11 protein-coding genes are annotated in these 17,465 nt (G+C 62.6%); 5 read left to right on the forward strand and 6 right to left on the reverse strand.

Annotated elements, in window-relative coordinates; all coding sequences use genetic code 11:
• Position 1: 1 nt before the first annotated feature.
• From GSQ90_RS18385 to GSQ90_RS18410, 6 genes are all read right to left on the reverse strand, one after another.
• Positions 2-1,000, reverse strand: coding sequence for a branched-chain amino acid ABC transporter permease (locus GSQ90_RS18385; protein ID WP_158816337.1), 999 nt, complete (start codon positions 998-1,000; stop codon positions 2-4).
• A complete protein-coding gene (locus tag GSQ90_RS18390; protein ID WP_158816338.1) occupies positions 997-1,872 on the reverse strand; it encodes a branched-chain amino acid ABC transporter permease in 876 nt (291 codons plus the stop codon). Before GSQ90_RS18390 ends, GSQ90_RS18385 begins: the two co-directional genes overlap by 4 nt.
• A 235-nt stretch (positions 1,873-2,107) precedes the next feature.
• Positions 2,108-3,220 (reverse strand): ABC transporter substrate-binding protein, encoded by a 1,113-nt coding sequence (locus GSQ90_RS18395; protein WP_158816607.1) that lies wholly within the window; start codon positions 3,218-3,220, stop codon positions 2,108-2,110.
• 132 nt (positions 3,221-3,352) lie between these two features.
• Entirely contained in the window at positions 3,353-4,186 is an 834-nt protein-coding gene (locus GSQ90_RS18400) for a shikimate dehydrogenase (RefSeq protein ID WP_158816339.1), read from the reverse strand.
• A gap of 49 nt (positions 4,187-4,235) precedes the next feature.
• Positions 4,236-6,020 carry a carboxylesterase/lipase family protein gene (locus GSQ90_RS18405; RefSeq protein ID WP_158816340.1) on the reverse strand — a complete coding sequence of 595 codons (1,785 nt, stop codon included), beginning with the start codon at positions 6,018-6,020 and terminating at the stop codon, positions 4,236-4,238.
• 182 nt (positions 6,021-6,202) lie between these two features.
• A complete protein-coding gene (locus GSQ90_RS18410) occupies positions 6,203-6,961 on the reverse strand; it encodes a GntR family transcriptional regulator (protein ID WP_158816341.1) in 759 nt (252 codons plus the stop codon).
• A gap of 71 nt (positions 6,962-7,032) precedes the next feature.
• Between GSQ90_RS18410 and GSQ90_RS18415 the strand changes: the two genes are divergently transcribed.
• The 5 genes from GSQ90_RS18415 (at position 7,033) to GSQ90_RS18435 (ending at position 17,446) form a co-directional block, all read left to right on the forward strand.
• Positions 7,033-8,937 carry a bifunctional sugar phosphate isomerase/epimerase/4-hydroxyphenylpyruvate dioxygenase family protein gene (locus GSQ90_RS18415; protein ID WP_158816342.1) on the forward strand — a complete coding sequence of 635 codons (1,905 nt, stop codon included), beginning with the start codon at positions 7,033-7,035 and terminating at the stop codon, positions 8,935-8,937.
• Between the two features lie 159 nt (positions 8,938-9,096).
• Positions 9,097-10,131: a Gfo/Idh/MocA family protein gene (locus tag GSQ90_RS18420; RefSeq protein ID WP_158816343.1), complete on the forward strand. Its 1,035-nt coding sequence runs from the start codon at positions 9,097-9,099 to the stop codon at positions 10,129-10,131.
• A gap of 129 nt (positions 10,132-10,260) precedes the next feature.
• Entirely contained in the window at positions 10,261-12,390 is a 2,130-nt protein-coding gene (locus GSQ90_RS18425) for an alpha/beta hydrolase domain-containing protein (protein WP_158816344.1), read from the forward strand.
• A gap of 284 nt (positions 12,391-12,674) precedes the next feature.
• Positions 12,675-14,405: a tannase/feruloyl esterase family alpha/beta hydrolase gene (locus GSQ90_RS18430; protein ID WP_158816345.1), complete on the forward strand. Its 1,731-nt coding sequence runs from the start codon at positions 12,675-12,677 to the stop codon at positions 14,403-14,405.
• Positions 14,406-14,506: 101 nt separating this feature from the next.
• Positions 14,507-17,446, forward strand: coding sequence for a tetratricopeptide repeat protein (locus GSQ90_RS18435; RefSeq protein ID WP_158816346.1), 2,940 nt, complete (start codon positions 14,507-14,509; stop codon positions 17,444-17,446).
• The last annotated feature ends 19 nt before the right edge of the window (positions 17,447-17,465 follow it).

The raw sequence follows: 17,465 nt of genomic DNA on the forward strand, positions 1-17,465 counted from the left end.
GTCAGGGCCTCTCGATCGAGGCGCTGGCGGCGGCTCTGGCGGCTGAGGCGGCGCGTGTGCGGCGATCGACGAGGAAGCGATCGACAATGCCGATCAGACCGGTCGGCGAATAGATAAGCAGCCCCATCACGAGCAGCGCATAGAGGATCAGGTAATAATTATCGACGACGCGCAGCCATTCAGGCAGCAGCACCGCGACAAGCCCGCCGAGGAACGGCCCGAGGAAATAGCCCGAGCCGCCGACAATGACCATCATCAGGAGATTCAAGGACAGCGTCAGCGTGAAAGCGGGCGGCTCGACCAGGCCGACGAGCGGCGCATAAAGCGCGCCGGCGAGGCCGCCGAGCGCCGAGCCAATCGCGAAGGCCATCAGAATATAGCGCCGCGTGTCGACGCCGAGTGAAAGGGCGCGAAGCGGATTCTCACGCAAGGCGATGAAAGCGCGGCCCCAGGGCGAGCGGACAAGCCCAAGCGTCGCCAATGTGACGAGCGCGAGCATGAACAGGCAGAAATAGTAATAGTACAAATGCGGCGTGGTCGACAGGCCGAGGACGGTCGGACGAGGAACGCCGTCGATCCCCTCCGTGCCATTGGTCAGCCAGGATTCGTTGCGGAAAACGAGAAAGGCGAGCGTCGAAAAAGCGAGCGTGACGAAGGCGAGATAATGATGCTGCACGCGCAGCGCGGGATAGCCGAGCAGCCAGCCGATGACGAAGCAAAGCACGAGCGCCAGAGCGATAGCGGCGATGAGCGGCCAACCTTGCGTCGTCAAAATCGCCGCGCAATAGGCGCCGATTCCAACAAAGGCGCCCTGTGCGAGCGAGACCTGACCGGCATAGCCGAGCGTCAGGTTAAGGCCGATCGCGGCGATCGTCATCACTGCCCATTGGCTCAGGATGTAGATTCCATAACGATGAAATTCGAGCGGCGCCAGAATGAGGAAAGCGAGCGCGATCGCAACGCCAGCGTAATTCAATCGCGTCCGCGCGGCCTCGCTCATACCGTGCGCTCCTCGGCCCGTCCGAGCAAGCCATTGGGCCGGAACAGGATGATGACGATCAGCAGGCACAGCGGGATGGCGCCGCGATATTGCGTCGAGATGTAAGCGGCGGAGAGATTGTCGACGATGCCCAGAAGAAGGCCGCCGACGATCGCGCCGCGGATTTGGTTGAAGCCGCCGACGATGGCGGCGATGAAGGCGGCGAGCCCGAGCGTGTCGCCATTGGAGAATTTCGCCAGATAGATCGGCGAGATCAGTAAGGAAGCGAGGGCGACCAGCGCGCCATTGATGAGGAAGGTATAGAGGATCATCCGCTCGACCGGCACGCCCAGAATGCGGGCGACCGTCGGGTTTTGCGCCGCCGCCTGCATCTGGCGACCGGTGCGGGTTCTCTGCAGCAGAAATTGCAGAGCGACGACCGCCGCGATCGCGACGCCGAGCACGACGATATTCTGCCAGGAGACCGAGAGGCCGAACAGATGGAGATATGCATCGGGCGCGATTGAAGGAAAGGGCGACGCCTCGGCCGAATAAAAAGTCTTGACCGATTCTTTCAGGAACGTCGACAGCGCCATCGTCGCGATCGCCAATGGCAGCACGCCATGTCGCAGCATCGGATCGACGAGAAGACGCTTGAACGCGAAACCGAGGATCGCGACCGAAAGCGCCAGCCCGACCAGGATCGCGGCCCAGAACGGCAATCCGGCATGCATCGCCGCCAGCATGAAAAAGGCGGGCAGCATGACGAATTCGCCCTGTGCGAAATTGATCGTCTGCGACGTCTGCCAGAGCAGCGTGAAGCCAACGGCGACTAACGCATAAAGAGCGCCGGTGGCCAGACCCGCGATCAAGAGCGCAACGAAATTGGCCATAAGCCCCCTCGATATCTAGTGACCAACGTCGGTTAAATTGAAAGGCGCCAATATTCCCTCCCCCTTGTGGGGGAGGGTTAGGGAGGGGGGTCGCACCGCAGAATCCCGTTGATGCGCAACTTCTTTTGTTCGGCAAGTCGGCGCGGCCCCCCATCCCTACCTTCCCCCACAAGGGGGGAAGGGGAAGGCGAGCGCCCATCAATTTGGATGGCGCAGGCCATTCGCGGCGGCGCCGTCAGTTCTTCAGCTTGGGAAGAACTTCCTTGATCGCCTGTTTGCCGTTGACGACTTCGCCAAGAAAGCTCTGGCGATCGAGATCGCCGTTCTCGTCGATCGTCACTTCCATCAGGATGCCCGGCTCCTTGTCGGGCGTGATCGTCAGGCCATGCAGAGCGGCGGCGAGATTCTTGGAATCGAGCTTGCCCATCTTCTCCGTCGCGGCCTTGATCATGTAGACGGCCAGATAACCCTTGATGCCATTGTGATCGGGCACGTAATTGTATTTGGCGACGAACTTGTCGCGGAACGCCTTGATCGCGGGAACCGGCGCATCCGTCGTCAGGCCGACATGGCCGAGCGCGCCATTGGCCGCATCGCCCGCCAGCTCGATCACCTTCTGACCGATCAGCGTCGTCTCGCCGACCAGCGGCGCCTTCACATCGGCCTTGCGCAATTCCTTGAGGATGCGCGCGCTCTCCTCCTCGTTGAGATAGATGAACACCACATCCGGATTGGAGTCTTTCACCTTGAGCGCGTCCGCCGCGAAATCGGCCTGGCCCGCTTCGGTCGAATCGTCGGCGACGACCTTGACGCCACGCGCGGAAAACTCCTTCAGGATCGTATCATGGCCGCCCTTGCCGAAATCATTATTGACCCAGACGACCGCGGCGGTCTTCGCCTTCAGCGTCTCGGCTATATATTTGGCGATCTTGGGCATGCTGGTCTGCTGCCCGAACGAGGTGCGAAACACAAACTTGTTGCCCGCTTTGGTCAGTTCGGCCGCCTCGCCGCCCATGATTTCCGCTATGCCCGCCTCGGCGGCGAGCGGCGCGCAGACCTTGACCGAACCGGAATAGCCCGGCCCGAGCAGAGCATAGGGCTCGCCGTCGAGCGCCTTCTGCGCCTGGGCCTTGGCGGTCCCCGCGTTCGACTGCGAGTCGGCGTGGGTGACGACGATTTTGGCGCCAAGCACGCCGCCCTTGGCGTTGATTTCCTCGACCGCCAGATCGATGCCGTTCTTCCAGTTGGTGCCGACCGTCGCGCCCGAGCCCGACAATTCCGCAACATCGGCAAGATTGATCGTTCCGCTCGATTGCGCGAGCGCGCCTTCCGCAAAAACGCTCGCCATGAGCGCGACGCCAAACGAAACCAATCTGCCGTTCATTTCATCCTCCCTGATATCATCGTTTCCGGTGTTCTATGGCGTGAGGCGCGACCTGTCCAACAAGATCCTGTTCCTGGGGGCGCGCCTCCGGCGAGCTCAATAGCTGAGCCGGGCGACGGCGCGAAGTTCCTCTGGCGTGGTTGTCGGGAAGCCGAAGAATTCGAGATAGGCTGGAATCTGCTCGAACAGCATGTCCACGCCGACCTGGATGGCGCAACCTTTGGCTCGCGCGGCGCGCAGCAAAGGCGTCATCTCCTGTTTCATGACGACCTCGCCGACGAAGGCGGACGAGGCGATGCGCGCGACGTCGATCGGCAGCGGATCGCTGTCGCTCATCCCCATCGGCGTGGCGTTGACGATGATGTCATAGCCGTCCGGATCCTTATCCCCGCATGCGATGTCGAGCTTGGAATAATGTTCGGAAAGCCGTCGCCCAAGCGCATCGGCCGCAGCGGGATTGGCGTCGAACAGGCCAAGCCGAGCGACGTTCGCCGCCGCCAGAGAGGCCGCGATCGCCGAGCCCACGCCGCCGCTTCCCACGACAAGCGCCTGCGCCCCGGCGATCCGCCGTCCTTTGCGCGCCACGCCGCGCACAAAGCCTTCGCCATCGAACATATCGCCAAGCAGCGTGCCGTCGGGCCGCAGCAGAATGGCGTTGCAGGCGCCGGCGATCTGCGCCGCGGTCGAGACTTCATCCATCAGCGCGACGGTCGCCACCTTATGCGGCATCGTCACCAGCGCGCCGCGGATATTGGCGAGGCGAAAGAGCGCTTTCACGATTTGGGCGTAGTCCTCTCCCTTCACACCCATCGGCATCACGATCGCATTGACGCCGATCTTTTCGAAATAAGGATTGTAGATCATCGGCGCCTTGAAGCTCTTGGTCGGATAGCCAAGATGCGCGATGAGAATGGTGTCGCCGTTGATCATTTCACTCGATCCTCATCGATACGCCGGCTTGAGCGAACGCTTCGCAGTTTCAATCGCGCGAAGTGCGCGGGGTTGACGGCGTCACGTTCGCCGGGGTGTGGAACTCCAGGCGCTCCACGTTCTCGCTCTGAACCTTGGCGACATCGCCGAACTCAACATATGTCTCCGACGCGGGCGTCCATGCCGGCCATGGCGTCGTCGCGGTCGCAGGATTTCCCGTCCGCGCGAAAGCGATCAGACAATCAGCCATCCGCTCCGAGAGTTCGCGGTCGAAAGGCGTCCACGTGCGCGTTTCCCGGAACAGGTTCATCGCATCCTGTGTCTGGAACCAATACGGCACATCGGATGTATGGTAGGCGCCGATCGCCTTGGGGTTGTCGAAAAACTTCACGCCATCGGCGAAAGGATGCACGCGCGAAAACATGTACATGAAGAACGGAGACTTGCCGGTCGCGCTTTGCGCCAGCGCCCAGTTTCTCGTGCCGGCCTCCGCCTGTCCCTCGCGCGCGGCGATGAGACCCATCGCCTTAGCCTGGGCGTCGTCGGCGGCGGGATAGAGCTTCAGGAAGCGCTCCGCCTGATCGCCGTAGAGCTTATGCGCGGCGGCGACATAGGCTTCTAGATTGACCGCGGTGCGCAATTCGTTGGAGCTCTCATCGCGCGTGAAGCCCGAGATCGTCGCGACATCGTTCTGCTTTCCCGCCGCGAATATGTTCGGAACGCTGTCAGGCAGAAAATAACCATCGACGTCAGGCAATACCGCTATCGTTCCCGCGCAGCCGAGTTGGCAGTCCTTTTGCAGCGCCAGAATCTTGTCGGCGGAAACCAGCCGCATTTCGGCGAGCGAATCCGCGCCGAGCGCCTTCTGGATCTCAACGCCCGTCTTCTCCGCCTCGGCCAAAGGCGCAAAATGAAAGCGATTGTCGAACAGGCTCAGGCTCATGGCGAAGCCGCGCTGGAAAAGGCCCTTCGCGAGGGGACTGGCTTCCAACGCCGAGACCGACATCGCGCCAGCCGATTGGCCGGAAACCGTGACATTGCCGGCATCGCCGCCGAACTTGTCGATGTTGCGCTGTACCCATTGCAGAGCCGCGATCTGATCGAGGAACCCATATTCGCCCGAGGCGTGATGCGGCGATTCGGCGGTCAATTCCGGATGCGCCATATAACCTAGCGCGCCGACCCGATAGTTGAAGCTGACGAAGAGCGCACCCTTTTTGGCGATATTCTCGCCGCTATACATCGCCATGCCGCTGGATCCCAGCGTGAAGCCTCCGCCATAGATGTAGACGATGACGGGCAGCTTGGCGTCCGCTTTGGCGTCGGCAGGCGCCCACAGGTTCATGTAGAGGCAATCCTCACTGGTCGCCTCTTCGCCGAAATAATGATTGAGATTATGGCGTCGCAACACCTGGATGCATTCGGGCGCCATCCGGTCGGCGTGATAGACGCCCTTCCAGGCTTGCACAGGCTGGGGTTCGCGCCATCGCAGATCGCGCACAGGAGCGGCTGCATAGGGAACGCCAAAATAAGCCTTCACGCCGGAAGCAAGCTCTTTGCCCGAGATCGCGCCGCTGTCGATCGCGATCGGATCTTCGGGGATTGGCGTTTCAACGATTTGCGCCGTGGCGACAGACGCCCAAAGCGGCGGCGCCGCCCCTATCGCCAGCGCCAAAAGAGCAAAGCCGGTCAGCCCGCGGCGAAGGCCGGCGACCCCGCCCGCCAATCGCGCTTTGCAATTCTCGCGGTCCGAACGCCGCAATTCCACGGTTGCTCTCTGCTTGGAGTGGTCGATGTCGAAGATTGCGCGCGTTCTCCGCAACGATCGGAACATAGCTTCCTCTCCTCTGGCTGAAGCCGGCGCATCCTCGCTTGTCCCGCATCGCGAAGCATGAGTTTCCTGCGCCCCGGCGACCGCTAAGCGACAGCCTGTCGCGCAAAACATGGCCCACGCCGGTGGCGTTCGTAGTTTGATGACGATATTCTGTCAATATCCAGTTTTTATAAAAATATCCATCATTTCTTTGTGATCTTGCGGCGCACTGTTCGATCGGTCGTTTTGGCCTCCAAGAGGCTCGTCGCTTCGGCACCCTTGAGAATATGGGCGGCGAGGATGCGCTCGGCCGTATCGGCGTCACGAGCAAGGGCCGCGTCAAGTATCTGACGATGCTCCTTGGCCGATTGCGATCGCGGAAATGGCTTGGTCTTCAGCGATAGCATGCGATAGCGCTGGCTGTGATCGTACATCGCCCTGTGAAACAGGCTTAGCCAGCGCGACCGGCAATTGGCGATCAGCGCCTCGTGGAATTCCATATTGTAGCGTTCCCACGCCTCGCCATAGACTTCGGGCTCGGCCTCGACCAAAGCCTCGACTTTGGAGAGCTTGTGGTAGGCGCCCACGAGCCTCGCCTCCCAGTCGAGATCGGCATTGGCGATCGACTGACGCAGCGCATGGCATTCCAGCAATTGCCGCATTTCCGTGATCTCGCGCAGATCCTCGGTCGATACCGGCAGAACCGCGAAACCCTTTTGACCTTCGGCGACAACCATGCCGTCGGCCGCCAGCCGCGACAGGGATTCGCGCAACGTATTGACGCTCACGCCATAAGATTTGCTCAACTTTTCAAGCTTGAGCTTGGAAGCGGGCTGCAGCGCGCCAAGAATGATGTCCTGGCGGATGCGCTCATGCAGGCTCTCGGTAAGGGTCGCCCCGCCGTCAGCTCTTCCGTCAAACGCCAACGTCACCGCCGCCTCCCCTCTTGTGGATTCGCGCATTGAGGCAATATTCCATATTGCCGACATTTCTTCTATATGCCATTTTATCAAAAATATAGGAGACTTTTAAAATGATCAGATGGTCGATCGCCACCGTCTGCATGGGCGGCGCGCTGGAAGCCAAACTCGCGGCGGCGGCCAAGGCGGGTTTCCGGGCCGTCGAAATCTTCGAAAACGACCTCACCTTCTTCAGCGGCAAGCCGCGCGAGGCGCGCGACATGGCCGCCGATCTCGGCCTTGAAATCGTCGCGCTGCAGCCGATGCGCGATTTCGAGGCGATGCCCGATCCGATCCGGGCGCGCAATTTCGAGCGCGCCGCACGCAAGTTCGACCTCATGCATGAACTGGGCGCGCGCCTGTTGTGCCTCTGCTCGAATGTCTCGGACGAGGCGATCGACGATCCCCAGCGCGCCGCGCAGGATCTGGCCGAGCTTGCCGACCTTGCGCGCCAGCATGGCTTCAGGATCGGCTATGAGGCGCTCGCCTGGGGCCGCCACGTCAAGGACTGGACCGCAGCCTGGGACATCGTGCGCGCGGCCGACCGCGCCAATCTTGGCATCGTCCTCGACAGTTTCCACGCCTGCGTGCGCAACAATCCGATTGAACCGATGAGCACGTTGCCGGCCGATCGCATCGCGCTGGTTCAGGTCGCCGACGCCCCTGCGATTCAGATGGATCCGCTCTCGCTCAGCCGGCACTACCGGTGTTATCCCGGCCAAGGCGACTATCCGATCGTCGACTTTCTCGACGCGATCACGCGCACCGGCTATCGCGGCCCGGTTTCGCTGGAGATATTCAACGATCAGTTTCGCGGCGCTTCGGCCAATTCCATCGCGCTCGACGGCCTGCGCGCGCTGCGCATGACCGGCGAACAACTTGCGGCCCGGCGCCAGGAGCGCGACGAGCCGCCCTTGATCGATCTGGCGCCGCTGCCGCCCGCGCCACGTGTCGAGCGCATTGAATTCATCGAATTTGCAACCGGCGACGCCGATAGCGCAGCGTTTGCGAGCCTGATCGAAGGTCTGGGCTTTCGCCTCGCCGCGCGCCATCGCTCCAAGGACGTCGATCTCTATCGCCAGGGCGAGATCAATCTCGTCGTCAATCGCGAGCGCGAGGGCTTCGCGCATGCCTTCAACATGCTGCACGGCCCATCCGTTTGCGCGCTGGCGCTGCGCGTCGATGCGGTCGAGCGGGCGCTTGAGCGCGCCCGTGCGATGGAATGCCCGATTTATTTCGGCAAGATCGGCCCCGGCGAGGCCCTGATTCCGGCGGCCGGCGGGGTCGAAGGCAGTCTCCTCTATTTCATCGACGCCGGCGCGGCTTCGCATTGGGAGCGCGATTTCATCGAGGAGCCCGCCTTCGCCGATTCAGCAGCGCTGCGGAAGATCGATCATCTCTCCAATGTCGTTCGGCGCAGCGAGTTCCTCACCTGGTCGCTGTTCTACAAATCCGTGCTCGGATTCCGCCTCGAACCGCAGGTGGAGATCGCCGATCCGCATGGCGCCTTCTTCAGCCGTTCTTTGCGCAGTCCTGGCGACAATGTGCGCATCGCGCTGAATGTCTCCGAAGGCGGCGCCACCGGGGTCTCGCGCTTTCTCGACGCCTTCGGCGGCGCCGGCTTCCAACAGATCGCCCTCTCGACGCCAGACATTTTCGCCGCCGTGGAGGCCGCGCAAGCCAAGGGGGTCGCCTTCCTCGCCATTCCCGACAATTACTACGATGACCTCGCCGCCCGTTTCGACCTCGTGCCCGACCTTCTCGCGCGGATGCGGTCGCTCGGCGTGCTTTACGATCGCGTCAAGGACGGTGAATTCTTCCACATCTATTCGCGCACGTTCAAAGACCGCTTCTTCTTTGAAATCGTCCAGCGCCGGAATTACGACCTGTTCGGCGCGGCCAACACGCCCGCGCGACTCGCCGCGCAAGCGCTTGCGCAAGACGCCGAGACGGGTCTCAGGCTCGACCTAGGGCTTTGATCGCAGCTCTGTCGTATTCTCCCTGATCGCTCATCGGTCTCGCCCCGATCGCCGATATGCGACAAGATCAGAGGCTTGAATTCGCGCCCGATGACGATCGGCGCCGATCGTCTGAGGACCAAACATTTCAGAAGCGCTTTGACAGCCGGAGAAAACTCCATGCGGCCCGTGAAACTTGCTGTCCTCGGCGCCGGCATGATCGGCAAACGACACGCCGAACTCATCGCCGATGAACCGAGCGCGACGCTGTCGGCGATCGTCGATCCGTCCCCCGTCGGGCGTCAGGTCGCCGAGCAGCTTGGCGTTCCCTGGTTCGCAAGTTTCGCCGACCTTGTGAACGCCGATCGACCGGATGGGATCATCATCGCCACGCCCAATCAACTTCATGTCCAGCATGGCCTCAAAGCGGTCGGGGCCGGCGTGCCGGCCATCGTCGAGAAGCCGATCGCCGCCGACGTCGCTACCGGCGAGGCGTTGGTGAGCACTGCCGAAAAGGCCGGCGTGCCGCTGCTTGTCGGCCATCACCGCCGCTATAATCCGATGATCCAGAAGGCCAAGCAAATCATCGATTCCGGCCGTCTCGGCCGCGTCGTGACGGTCCATGCCGCGTTCTGGCTGATCAAGCCGGAAGATTATTTCGTCCCCGACTGGCGGCGCACAAAGGGAGCCGGGCCGATTCTGTTGAACTTGATCCACGACGTGGATCTCCTACGCTATCTGTGCGGCGAGATCGTTTCGGTCCAGGCGCAGGAGTCCAGCGCCATTCGCGGCCATGCGGTGGAGGACAGCGCGGTCATCTTGCTGCGCTTCGCCAATGGCGCCCTCGGCACGATCAATGCATCCGATTGCGTCGTTGCGCCCTGGAGCTGGGAGCTGACGACCGGCGAAAATCCCGCCTATCCGCGCCAGGACCAAAGCTGCTATCAGATCGGCGGCACGGACGGCGCCCTTTCGATCCCGCAGCTTGAGATATGGTCCAACCCCGGCAAGCGCGGCTGGTGGGAGCCGCTTATCCGGGAGCAGGCGCCCTTCGTTCCCGAAGACCCGTTGAAGGTCCAGATCCGCCATTTCTGCGCCGTCATCCGCGGCGAAGCCTCGCCCATCGTGCCGGGGCGCGAAGGCCTGAACACGCTCAAAGTGATCGAGGCGGTCAAGGAATCGGCGCGGACCGGCGCCATGATAAAGATCGCCTGACATGTTGTCGGCGATGCGACGCTCAGTCGCGGGCGCCCTGCGCGGGCATTGCCGGAATGTCGCCGCGCTGTGATGATGGCGCTACGCGGCCTGAATTCCACGAACGGCGAAAGTTGAGGAGAACAATTGATGCTTCACCGGTTGGCGGCCATGGCGGCGGCGACATGCGTCCTGACGGCGTCCACGGCCGAAGCGGGCATCACGCGCATCGAGATCACGAAGACCGAGCCGGCCTTTGAGGGCCGCAGCTTCGGCGCAGCCGGCGGCTTCGATCACCTTGTCGGTCGCGCCTATGGCGAGGTCGACCCGAAAGCGCCCGCCAATGCCAGCATACAAGACATCGGCCTTGCGCCGAAGAACGCGCGCGGCATGGTGGAATATTCCACCGACATCGAGATCCTGCGCCCCGCCGATCCCGCGAAGTCGAACGGCATATTGCTTTTCAATATTCTCAACCGCGGCAACAAGGGCCTGTTCGTCCCGTTCAACGCCGATGAACCAAGCGTCGTGGGCGACATCAACCGTCTGTCGAGTCCTGGCGACGGCTGGTTGGAGCGGCAGGGCTACACGATGATCTTCTTCGGCTGGCAGGCGGACGTGCTGCCAGGCGATGGCCGCATGACCTTCAGGGCGCCGGTGGCGCACAACGACGACGGCTCGCCAATCACCGGCCCCGTGCGGGCCGAATTCGTACCCGTCGCGCCAACGACGACGTTCAACCTGTCGAGCGGCTTCTTCACCGGCATGACTCACGATTCCTACCCAACGCTGAACATCGACAATCGCGTTCCGCTGGCGGACGGATTCTTGCCGACGCTGACGATGCGGTCTCGTGAGACAGCGCCGCGCGAGCCTGTGCCGAATACGCAATGGAGCTTCGCCAATTGTCCGAATGGCGCGCCGCCGACGCCGAGCGACAAGCAAATCTGCATGCCGTCCGGTTTCCAGCCCGGCAAGCTCTACGAACTGATCTATAAAGCGAAGGATCCGGTCGTGATGGGCCTCGGCTATGCCGTGACGCGCGATCTTGGCGCCTTTCTGAAGACAGCCGTCAAAGACGACGCGGGCGCCGTCAATCCTGTCGTGCATGGCGATGCGGTGAAGGCCCTGGTCATGGGCACCTCGCAGAGCGGGCGCATGATCCGCACGTTCCTGATGCTTGGCTTCAATCAAAGCGAGGACGGCAAACAGGTCTTCGACGCGGCGCTGCCACATATCGGCGGCGGCCTGCTGCCGCTCAGCCTGCGTTTCGCCCAGCCCGGACGCGCCTGGGGCGAGGAAATCGATCATCTCTACCCCGCCTATGATTTTCCCTTCACCTATGGCGCGGAAAAAGATCCCATCACCGGCCGCACGCAGGGCATTCTCGACCGATGCGCGGCGACCCAAACCTGCCCGTTCATCATCCATGCCGCGACCGCGCTCGAAATCTGGGAAGCGCGCCAATCGCTCGGCCTTACCGATCCGCTCGGCCTGCAAGACGCGGTGCAGCCGCCGAATGTGCGGGTCTATATCATGGCCAGCACGCAGCACGGCCCGCCTCCCCTACCCCTACCGGCGAAAGCGCCGTTCGGCCTGTGCGCGCAGCAACCCAATCCGAACCCGCATACCTGGACGATGCGCGCCCTCCTCGCCGCGCTCACCGCATGGGTGAAGGATGGGCGCGAGCCGCCGCCCTCGACCATTCCGCGCATTGCCGACGCGACGCTCGTGCCGCCGGACGCCGTGCGCTTTCCGACGATCCCCGCCACGAACTATGGCGGCGTCGAGCGACCGGCGGTGCGCTATCTCGGCGTCGTCGACAGGCTGCATCCGCTCGATTTCGGTCCCGGCTACAAGGCCGCCGAAACCTCCGGCGTGATCAGCATCGAGCCGCCTAAAGTGGGGTCGGCGAGCTACAATATCCTGACGCCGCAGGTTGATTCCGACGGCATCGATCTGGCCGGCATTCGCGATGTCTACCTGCAGGCGCCGATCGGCACCTATACCGGCTGGAATTTGTTCCGGAAGGACAGGTTCGAAGATGGTTTCTGCATCTTTTCCGGCAGTTTCGTGCCCTTTGCGCCAACCAAGGCCGAGCGCGAGGCGGCGGCCGATCCGCGTCCGTCGATCGAAGAACGCTATCCGACAAAAGCGGCCTATGTCGACGCCGTGAAGAAAGCGACCGATGCGCTCGTTTCGCAGCGCTTCCTGCTCGAGGAGGACGCCGAGCGCCTGAACGCCGAAGCGGAGAAGGATGGCGTGCGGACGGGGCCGTAGAAGAGCGCCGCCGCAAAACGCCTCCCGATTGTTCGCGCGCGGGCGCCTCGCATCCTCGCCCAGCCTAACAAAGGCCGCCGGGCCTTAACGTCAACGGATGAGTTTCACGTTGCGATGGAGCACGCCCGCACCGGTCGGACTTCGATGAGCCGCGCGCCTTGAGGCCGATTAGGTTATACCATATAACTATACTGAAGCAGCCGAATTGGCGGGCGCGAGGTGGGCTCGTCCGAGTTTGATCGGACTTGTCGCGCCCGGCCGGCGCGGGCGACAGGGAGGACATCATGACAAGGATCGGCCTGTTCGCGGGCGCGGCAATCGGCGCGCTGACAGCTCTTCCCGCTTTGGCGGGTGCGTTGAGCGCGGACGACGTCTCCGCCAGGGCCAAGCCGATCGCCTGCGACCAACTGACGACGCAGACGCTCGGACTTTCCAATGTGAAGATCGTCTCGGCCGAATCCGCACCCGCGGACAAGGGCCTGCCGGCGGCCTGCGTCCTCAAGGGCGTGGCCAATGACCGCATCGGCGCGGACGGCCGGCATTATGCGCTCGATTTTGAAATGCGGCTGCCCGCGCCATGGAATGGCCGCTTCCTTCATCAGGTCAATGGCGGCAACGACGGCGAGGTCGTCCCCGCTATCGGCGATCCGCATGAGCTCAACGCCTATGGCGGCAAGCCGGCGCTCGCGCGCGGCTTTGCGGTGTTGAGCAGCGATGAGGGCCATAGCGGCGCCGATCCCGCCAACACCAGCTTCGGCCTCGGATCCGGCGCCGCCTTCGGCCTCGATCCGCAGGCGCGCGACGATTACGGCTATGCGGGAGACGCGACGCTCGGACCCATCGGCAAAGCGATCATCGCCAAATTCTACGGCGAGCCGCCGGCGCGGTCCTATATGTTTGGCTGCTCCAATGGCGGGCGCCACGCGATGGTGGCGGCGTCCCGCATGGGCGACCAATATGACGGCTTCGTCGCCGGCGATCCCGGCTTCAATCTGCCGCGCGCCGCGATCCAGCACGCCTGGGACGTGCAGAGCTTCGAAATGGTCGATCCCGATGTGAAGAAGTCCTTTTCGCCGACCGATATGGCGCTGATCAGCCGCAAGGTTCTGGACGCATGCGACAAGCTTGACGGCGTTGAAGACGGGATGGTCGGCGACATCAAAGCGTGCCAGAAGGCGTTTCATCTTGCCGATCTCCAATGTTCGGGCGAGAAAACGGACCAATGCCTGTCGAAGATTCAGGTCGAGGCGCTGACGCGCGCTTTTGGCGGCCCGCGCAACAGCAAAGGCGAACAGCTCTATTCCGACTGGCCTTTCGACGCCGGAATGGGCGGAGCCAACTGGCGTTTCTGGAAAGTATTCAGCGGCATCCCGCCGTGGAACAACAATCCGCTGATTGCGACGATGGGCGCGGCCTCGCTCGCGGCCATTTTCACCACGCCGCCGACCATGACCAAGGGCGATCCCGATTCGCTGATGGCTTACTTGAGCCATTTCGATTTCGATCGCGACGCGCCGAAAATCTATGCGAAAGGTCCGTCCTCGCTCGACGGCAGGACGATCGATTATTCTCAATCGGCCTGGGCGTTCATGACGCCGCCGGACGCCGACGATCCCAAGCTCAGCGCGCTGAAGGCGGCTGGCCACAAGATCATCCTGTATCATGGTGAAAGCGACGGGGTTTTCTCTTTCAACGCCAGCGCGACCTGGATCGAGAAACTCGACGCCAACAATGGCGGCGACGCCGGGTCTTTCGCGCGCCTCTTCGCCGTGCCCGGCATGAACCATTGTTCGAAGGGTCCGGCGACCGACAATTTCGACATGCTGTCGGCGATCGTCGATTGGGCCGAACAGGGCAAGGCGCCGGACCGCATCATCGCCACAGTGAGCGCGGGCAACAAGGAGATCCCCGTCGATTGGAGCCCGGAGCGCACGCGCCCGCTTTGCCCCTGGCCCAAGGTTGCGCGCTATATCGGCGGCGACAAGGAAAAAGTTGACAGTTTTGCCTGTCGATAAAAGGTCAACGCCGCTGACCTTCTGAAAAAATGACGTTCCCTCGCTCCGACGAAGCAATCCCGTAATAAGATGCCGCGGCAGCGTCAACGGGGGCATCGACAATGCGTCAATTCGGTCATCGCGGTATGGGCTATGGGGTTTGCATCGTCGCCTTATGGCTGATGGGCGGAGCGGCGCGCGCGGAAGACGCGACAATGTTCGACGAGGGCCAAGCCCAACACGCTTTCACTGCGATCCAGGACAAGGTCGGACACAATCTGCGCGTGCTGACGCTGAGGATCACGCGGGACGAGTTGAGCGTTGGCATACCCAATGCCGACGCGCCCGGCGAGGTCGAGACGTGGCGCGTGTCGCATGGGGGGCTAGCGGGCGCGCTTGGCGTCGATTTGCCGGTGCGGGAAGGTTCGGCGCGCGCCTCGCTCCCCGGCGGCGGCACGATCGCCGAAAGCGTCATCGATATCGACGCCGCAGGCCTCGCCATCGTGCCCAAGCTCGTCGCCGACGCCTTGGCCCGCGCCCGGTTTCAGCAGCCCGGCCACGCCACGGAAATGGAGCTGATGCGGCTGCCGAAATTCCTGGGACCGGCGGCGCGCGACCCTTATTGGCAGATGCATGTCGAGGCGCCCGAGGAAGACGCCGATATTTCGGCCAAGCTCACCGGCGAGATCAAGAACGCCGACCTCAACCGCACCCGGCGCGCTCAAGATTTGAACCTGCTGGCCGGCGGCCCCGATTTCGACGAGATGGTCCAAAACATCCGCCATGAGATGAAGGACGACTGGATCTTCCACTATATCGAGATCCAAAAGACGGACATCAACTTCGACGTGCATCTGGCGAGCTCCAAGGAAGCGCGCATCACCAGATTCACAGCAAGCCTCAGCGACATCAAGACCAGCAATCTGAACATGCCGCATATGGCGTTTCCCGGAATGCCGGCCGATGATCCGTTCAGCCTCGCTGATGTCGATTTGAGCCTCATGGCCAAGATCGAAGCGGCGGCGAAGGACAGGCTTGGGATCGCCGACGGCGTGGCGCAAAGGGTCATCCTATCGAAACCGCACCGTGAAAGAGGCGGCGCCATCGAATGGGAGGTGCAGGTCAAAAGCGCCAGCGCACCGTTGTTCACGATGCCTGGCGCCCCGCCCGTGGTGGAGGGCTCGGTGACTTTCGATGTGAAGGGCAATGTCCTGCACGCCAAATATCCGCCGGGGCGCGGTCCGCAGACCAATCTGTTCGACCCGGCCACGCTGCAGAAAGCGATCGACAAGATCGTTGAGCGGCTCGGTCCGCACGTTCTCTTGAGCGAGCTGCTGATCGACGACAAGACCATCAAGATTACTGCGCGGGACCCGCAGGATTCAAAGAAATTCGCCGCGTTCACCTACGAGGACGGAGACGTGGCGCGCGCGCCCGAGATGCTCCAGACGATGGCCAACGCCTTTGGCGGCGGACCCGATTGGTTGTGGGACGTGGCGCTGCTGCAGCCCCCGGTGGTGCAGTCGCTCGCCGCGCTCGAAAAACAGACGATGGCGAAGCTGGGCATGACCCATGGCGCAATCGAGCGGATCACCATCTCGAAAGACAAGATGTTCTATCCCCGCAACGACAAGGTGCTGATGGAGATCCGCGCCTCGGGCGACGGCAAGGATTCCGAATGGGTGACGTTCGACCTTGCCGGCGGCGTCGCCAAACTCGACGCGCCGGCGTCGGGGGTTTTCGTTGGCGCGCCTGGCGGCCGTCAGAGGGGGAACAGTCACGATGAGGACGATTGCACCCGCTCGGAGGACCCCGCGAAAGTCATTCCCGCGTGCAGCCGGATGGCTGAAGACCTCAGCGACACGCCGCACAATCGTTCGGTCGCCTATTATGACCGCGGCAACGCCTATAAGAATCGCAAGGACTATGACCACGCGCTCGCCGATTACACCGATGCAATCAAGCTCGATCCGCAAAATGCGCACGCCTACCTGAACCGTGGCTGGGTCTATGCCGTCAAGAACGACACCGCCCATTCGATCGCCGATTCAACCCAATCGATCGAGCTCGACCCCGCCAATCCGCTCGCTTATCTCAATCGCGGCGTCGCCTATCGCTTCCAGCGCAATTACAGCGCCGCGATCACCGACTATAACGAGGCGTTCAAGCTTGGCGTGAATGCCGCCCATTCCTATCTGGACCGCGGCCTCGCCTATGCCGGCAATGGCGATTTCGACAAAGCCGTGGCCGATTACGGCGAAGCCCTCAAGCGCGATCCCAAGGACGCCCAAACCCTGATCGCACGCGCCGACGCCTATCGCGCGCTGAACAAGCTCGATCTCGCGATCGCCGACGACGATTCGGCGATCAAGCTCGATGCGGGTAGCGCTGAAGCCTATCGCAGCCGCGGCTGGCTCCTTCGGCTAAAGGGCGACCACGACCGCGCCATCGCCGATTACGGCGAGGCGATCAAGCGCAACCCTAACTTCGCGGCGGCCTTTTATGATCGCGGCCTGTCCTATCGCGCCAAGGGCGATTTCGACCATGCTGTCGTTGACTCAACCCAGGCGATCCAGCTCGCTCCGAAATGGGCGACCCCCTATTACCTCAGGGGCTTCGCTTACTACCTCGCGGGCGCGCTGCCGAAAGCTCTGGCGGATATGACGCAAGCCAATGCGCTCGATCCCGCCAACGCCTATTCCGCCCTGATGCTCGAAATTATCGGCCAGCGCAGCAAGCTGCCGAGCCGGCTGAATGAGTTGAGCGCCAAGCTCGACATGACGGCATGGCCGGCGCCCGTGATCCGGCTCTATCTTCAGCAATTGAATCCGGAGGCGGTGCTCGCCGCCGCCGACGATCCCAATCCGTTGACCAAGCAGGGTAGAATCTGCGAAGCGCATTTCTACACCGGCGAATTGGCGCTGCTGGGCAGCCGCAAGGAGGAGGCGACCCCGCTGTTCACGCAGGCGGCAAGCGATTGCCCGCTGGCCTACGACGAACGGCAATTGGCCGAAGCCGAATTGAAGACGATGGGAACCGCCCCACCGCCGAGTAAGCCCTGAGTTCGTCGGGGCGGGCCGC

Source organism: Methylocapsa sp. S129 (assembly GCF_009765995.1).
GTDB lineage: Bacteria > Pseudomonadota > Alphaproteobacteria > Rhizobiales > Beijerinckiaceae > Roseiarcus.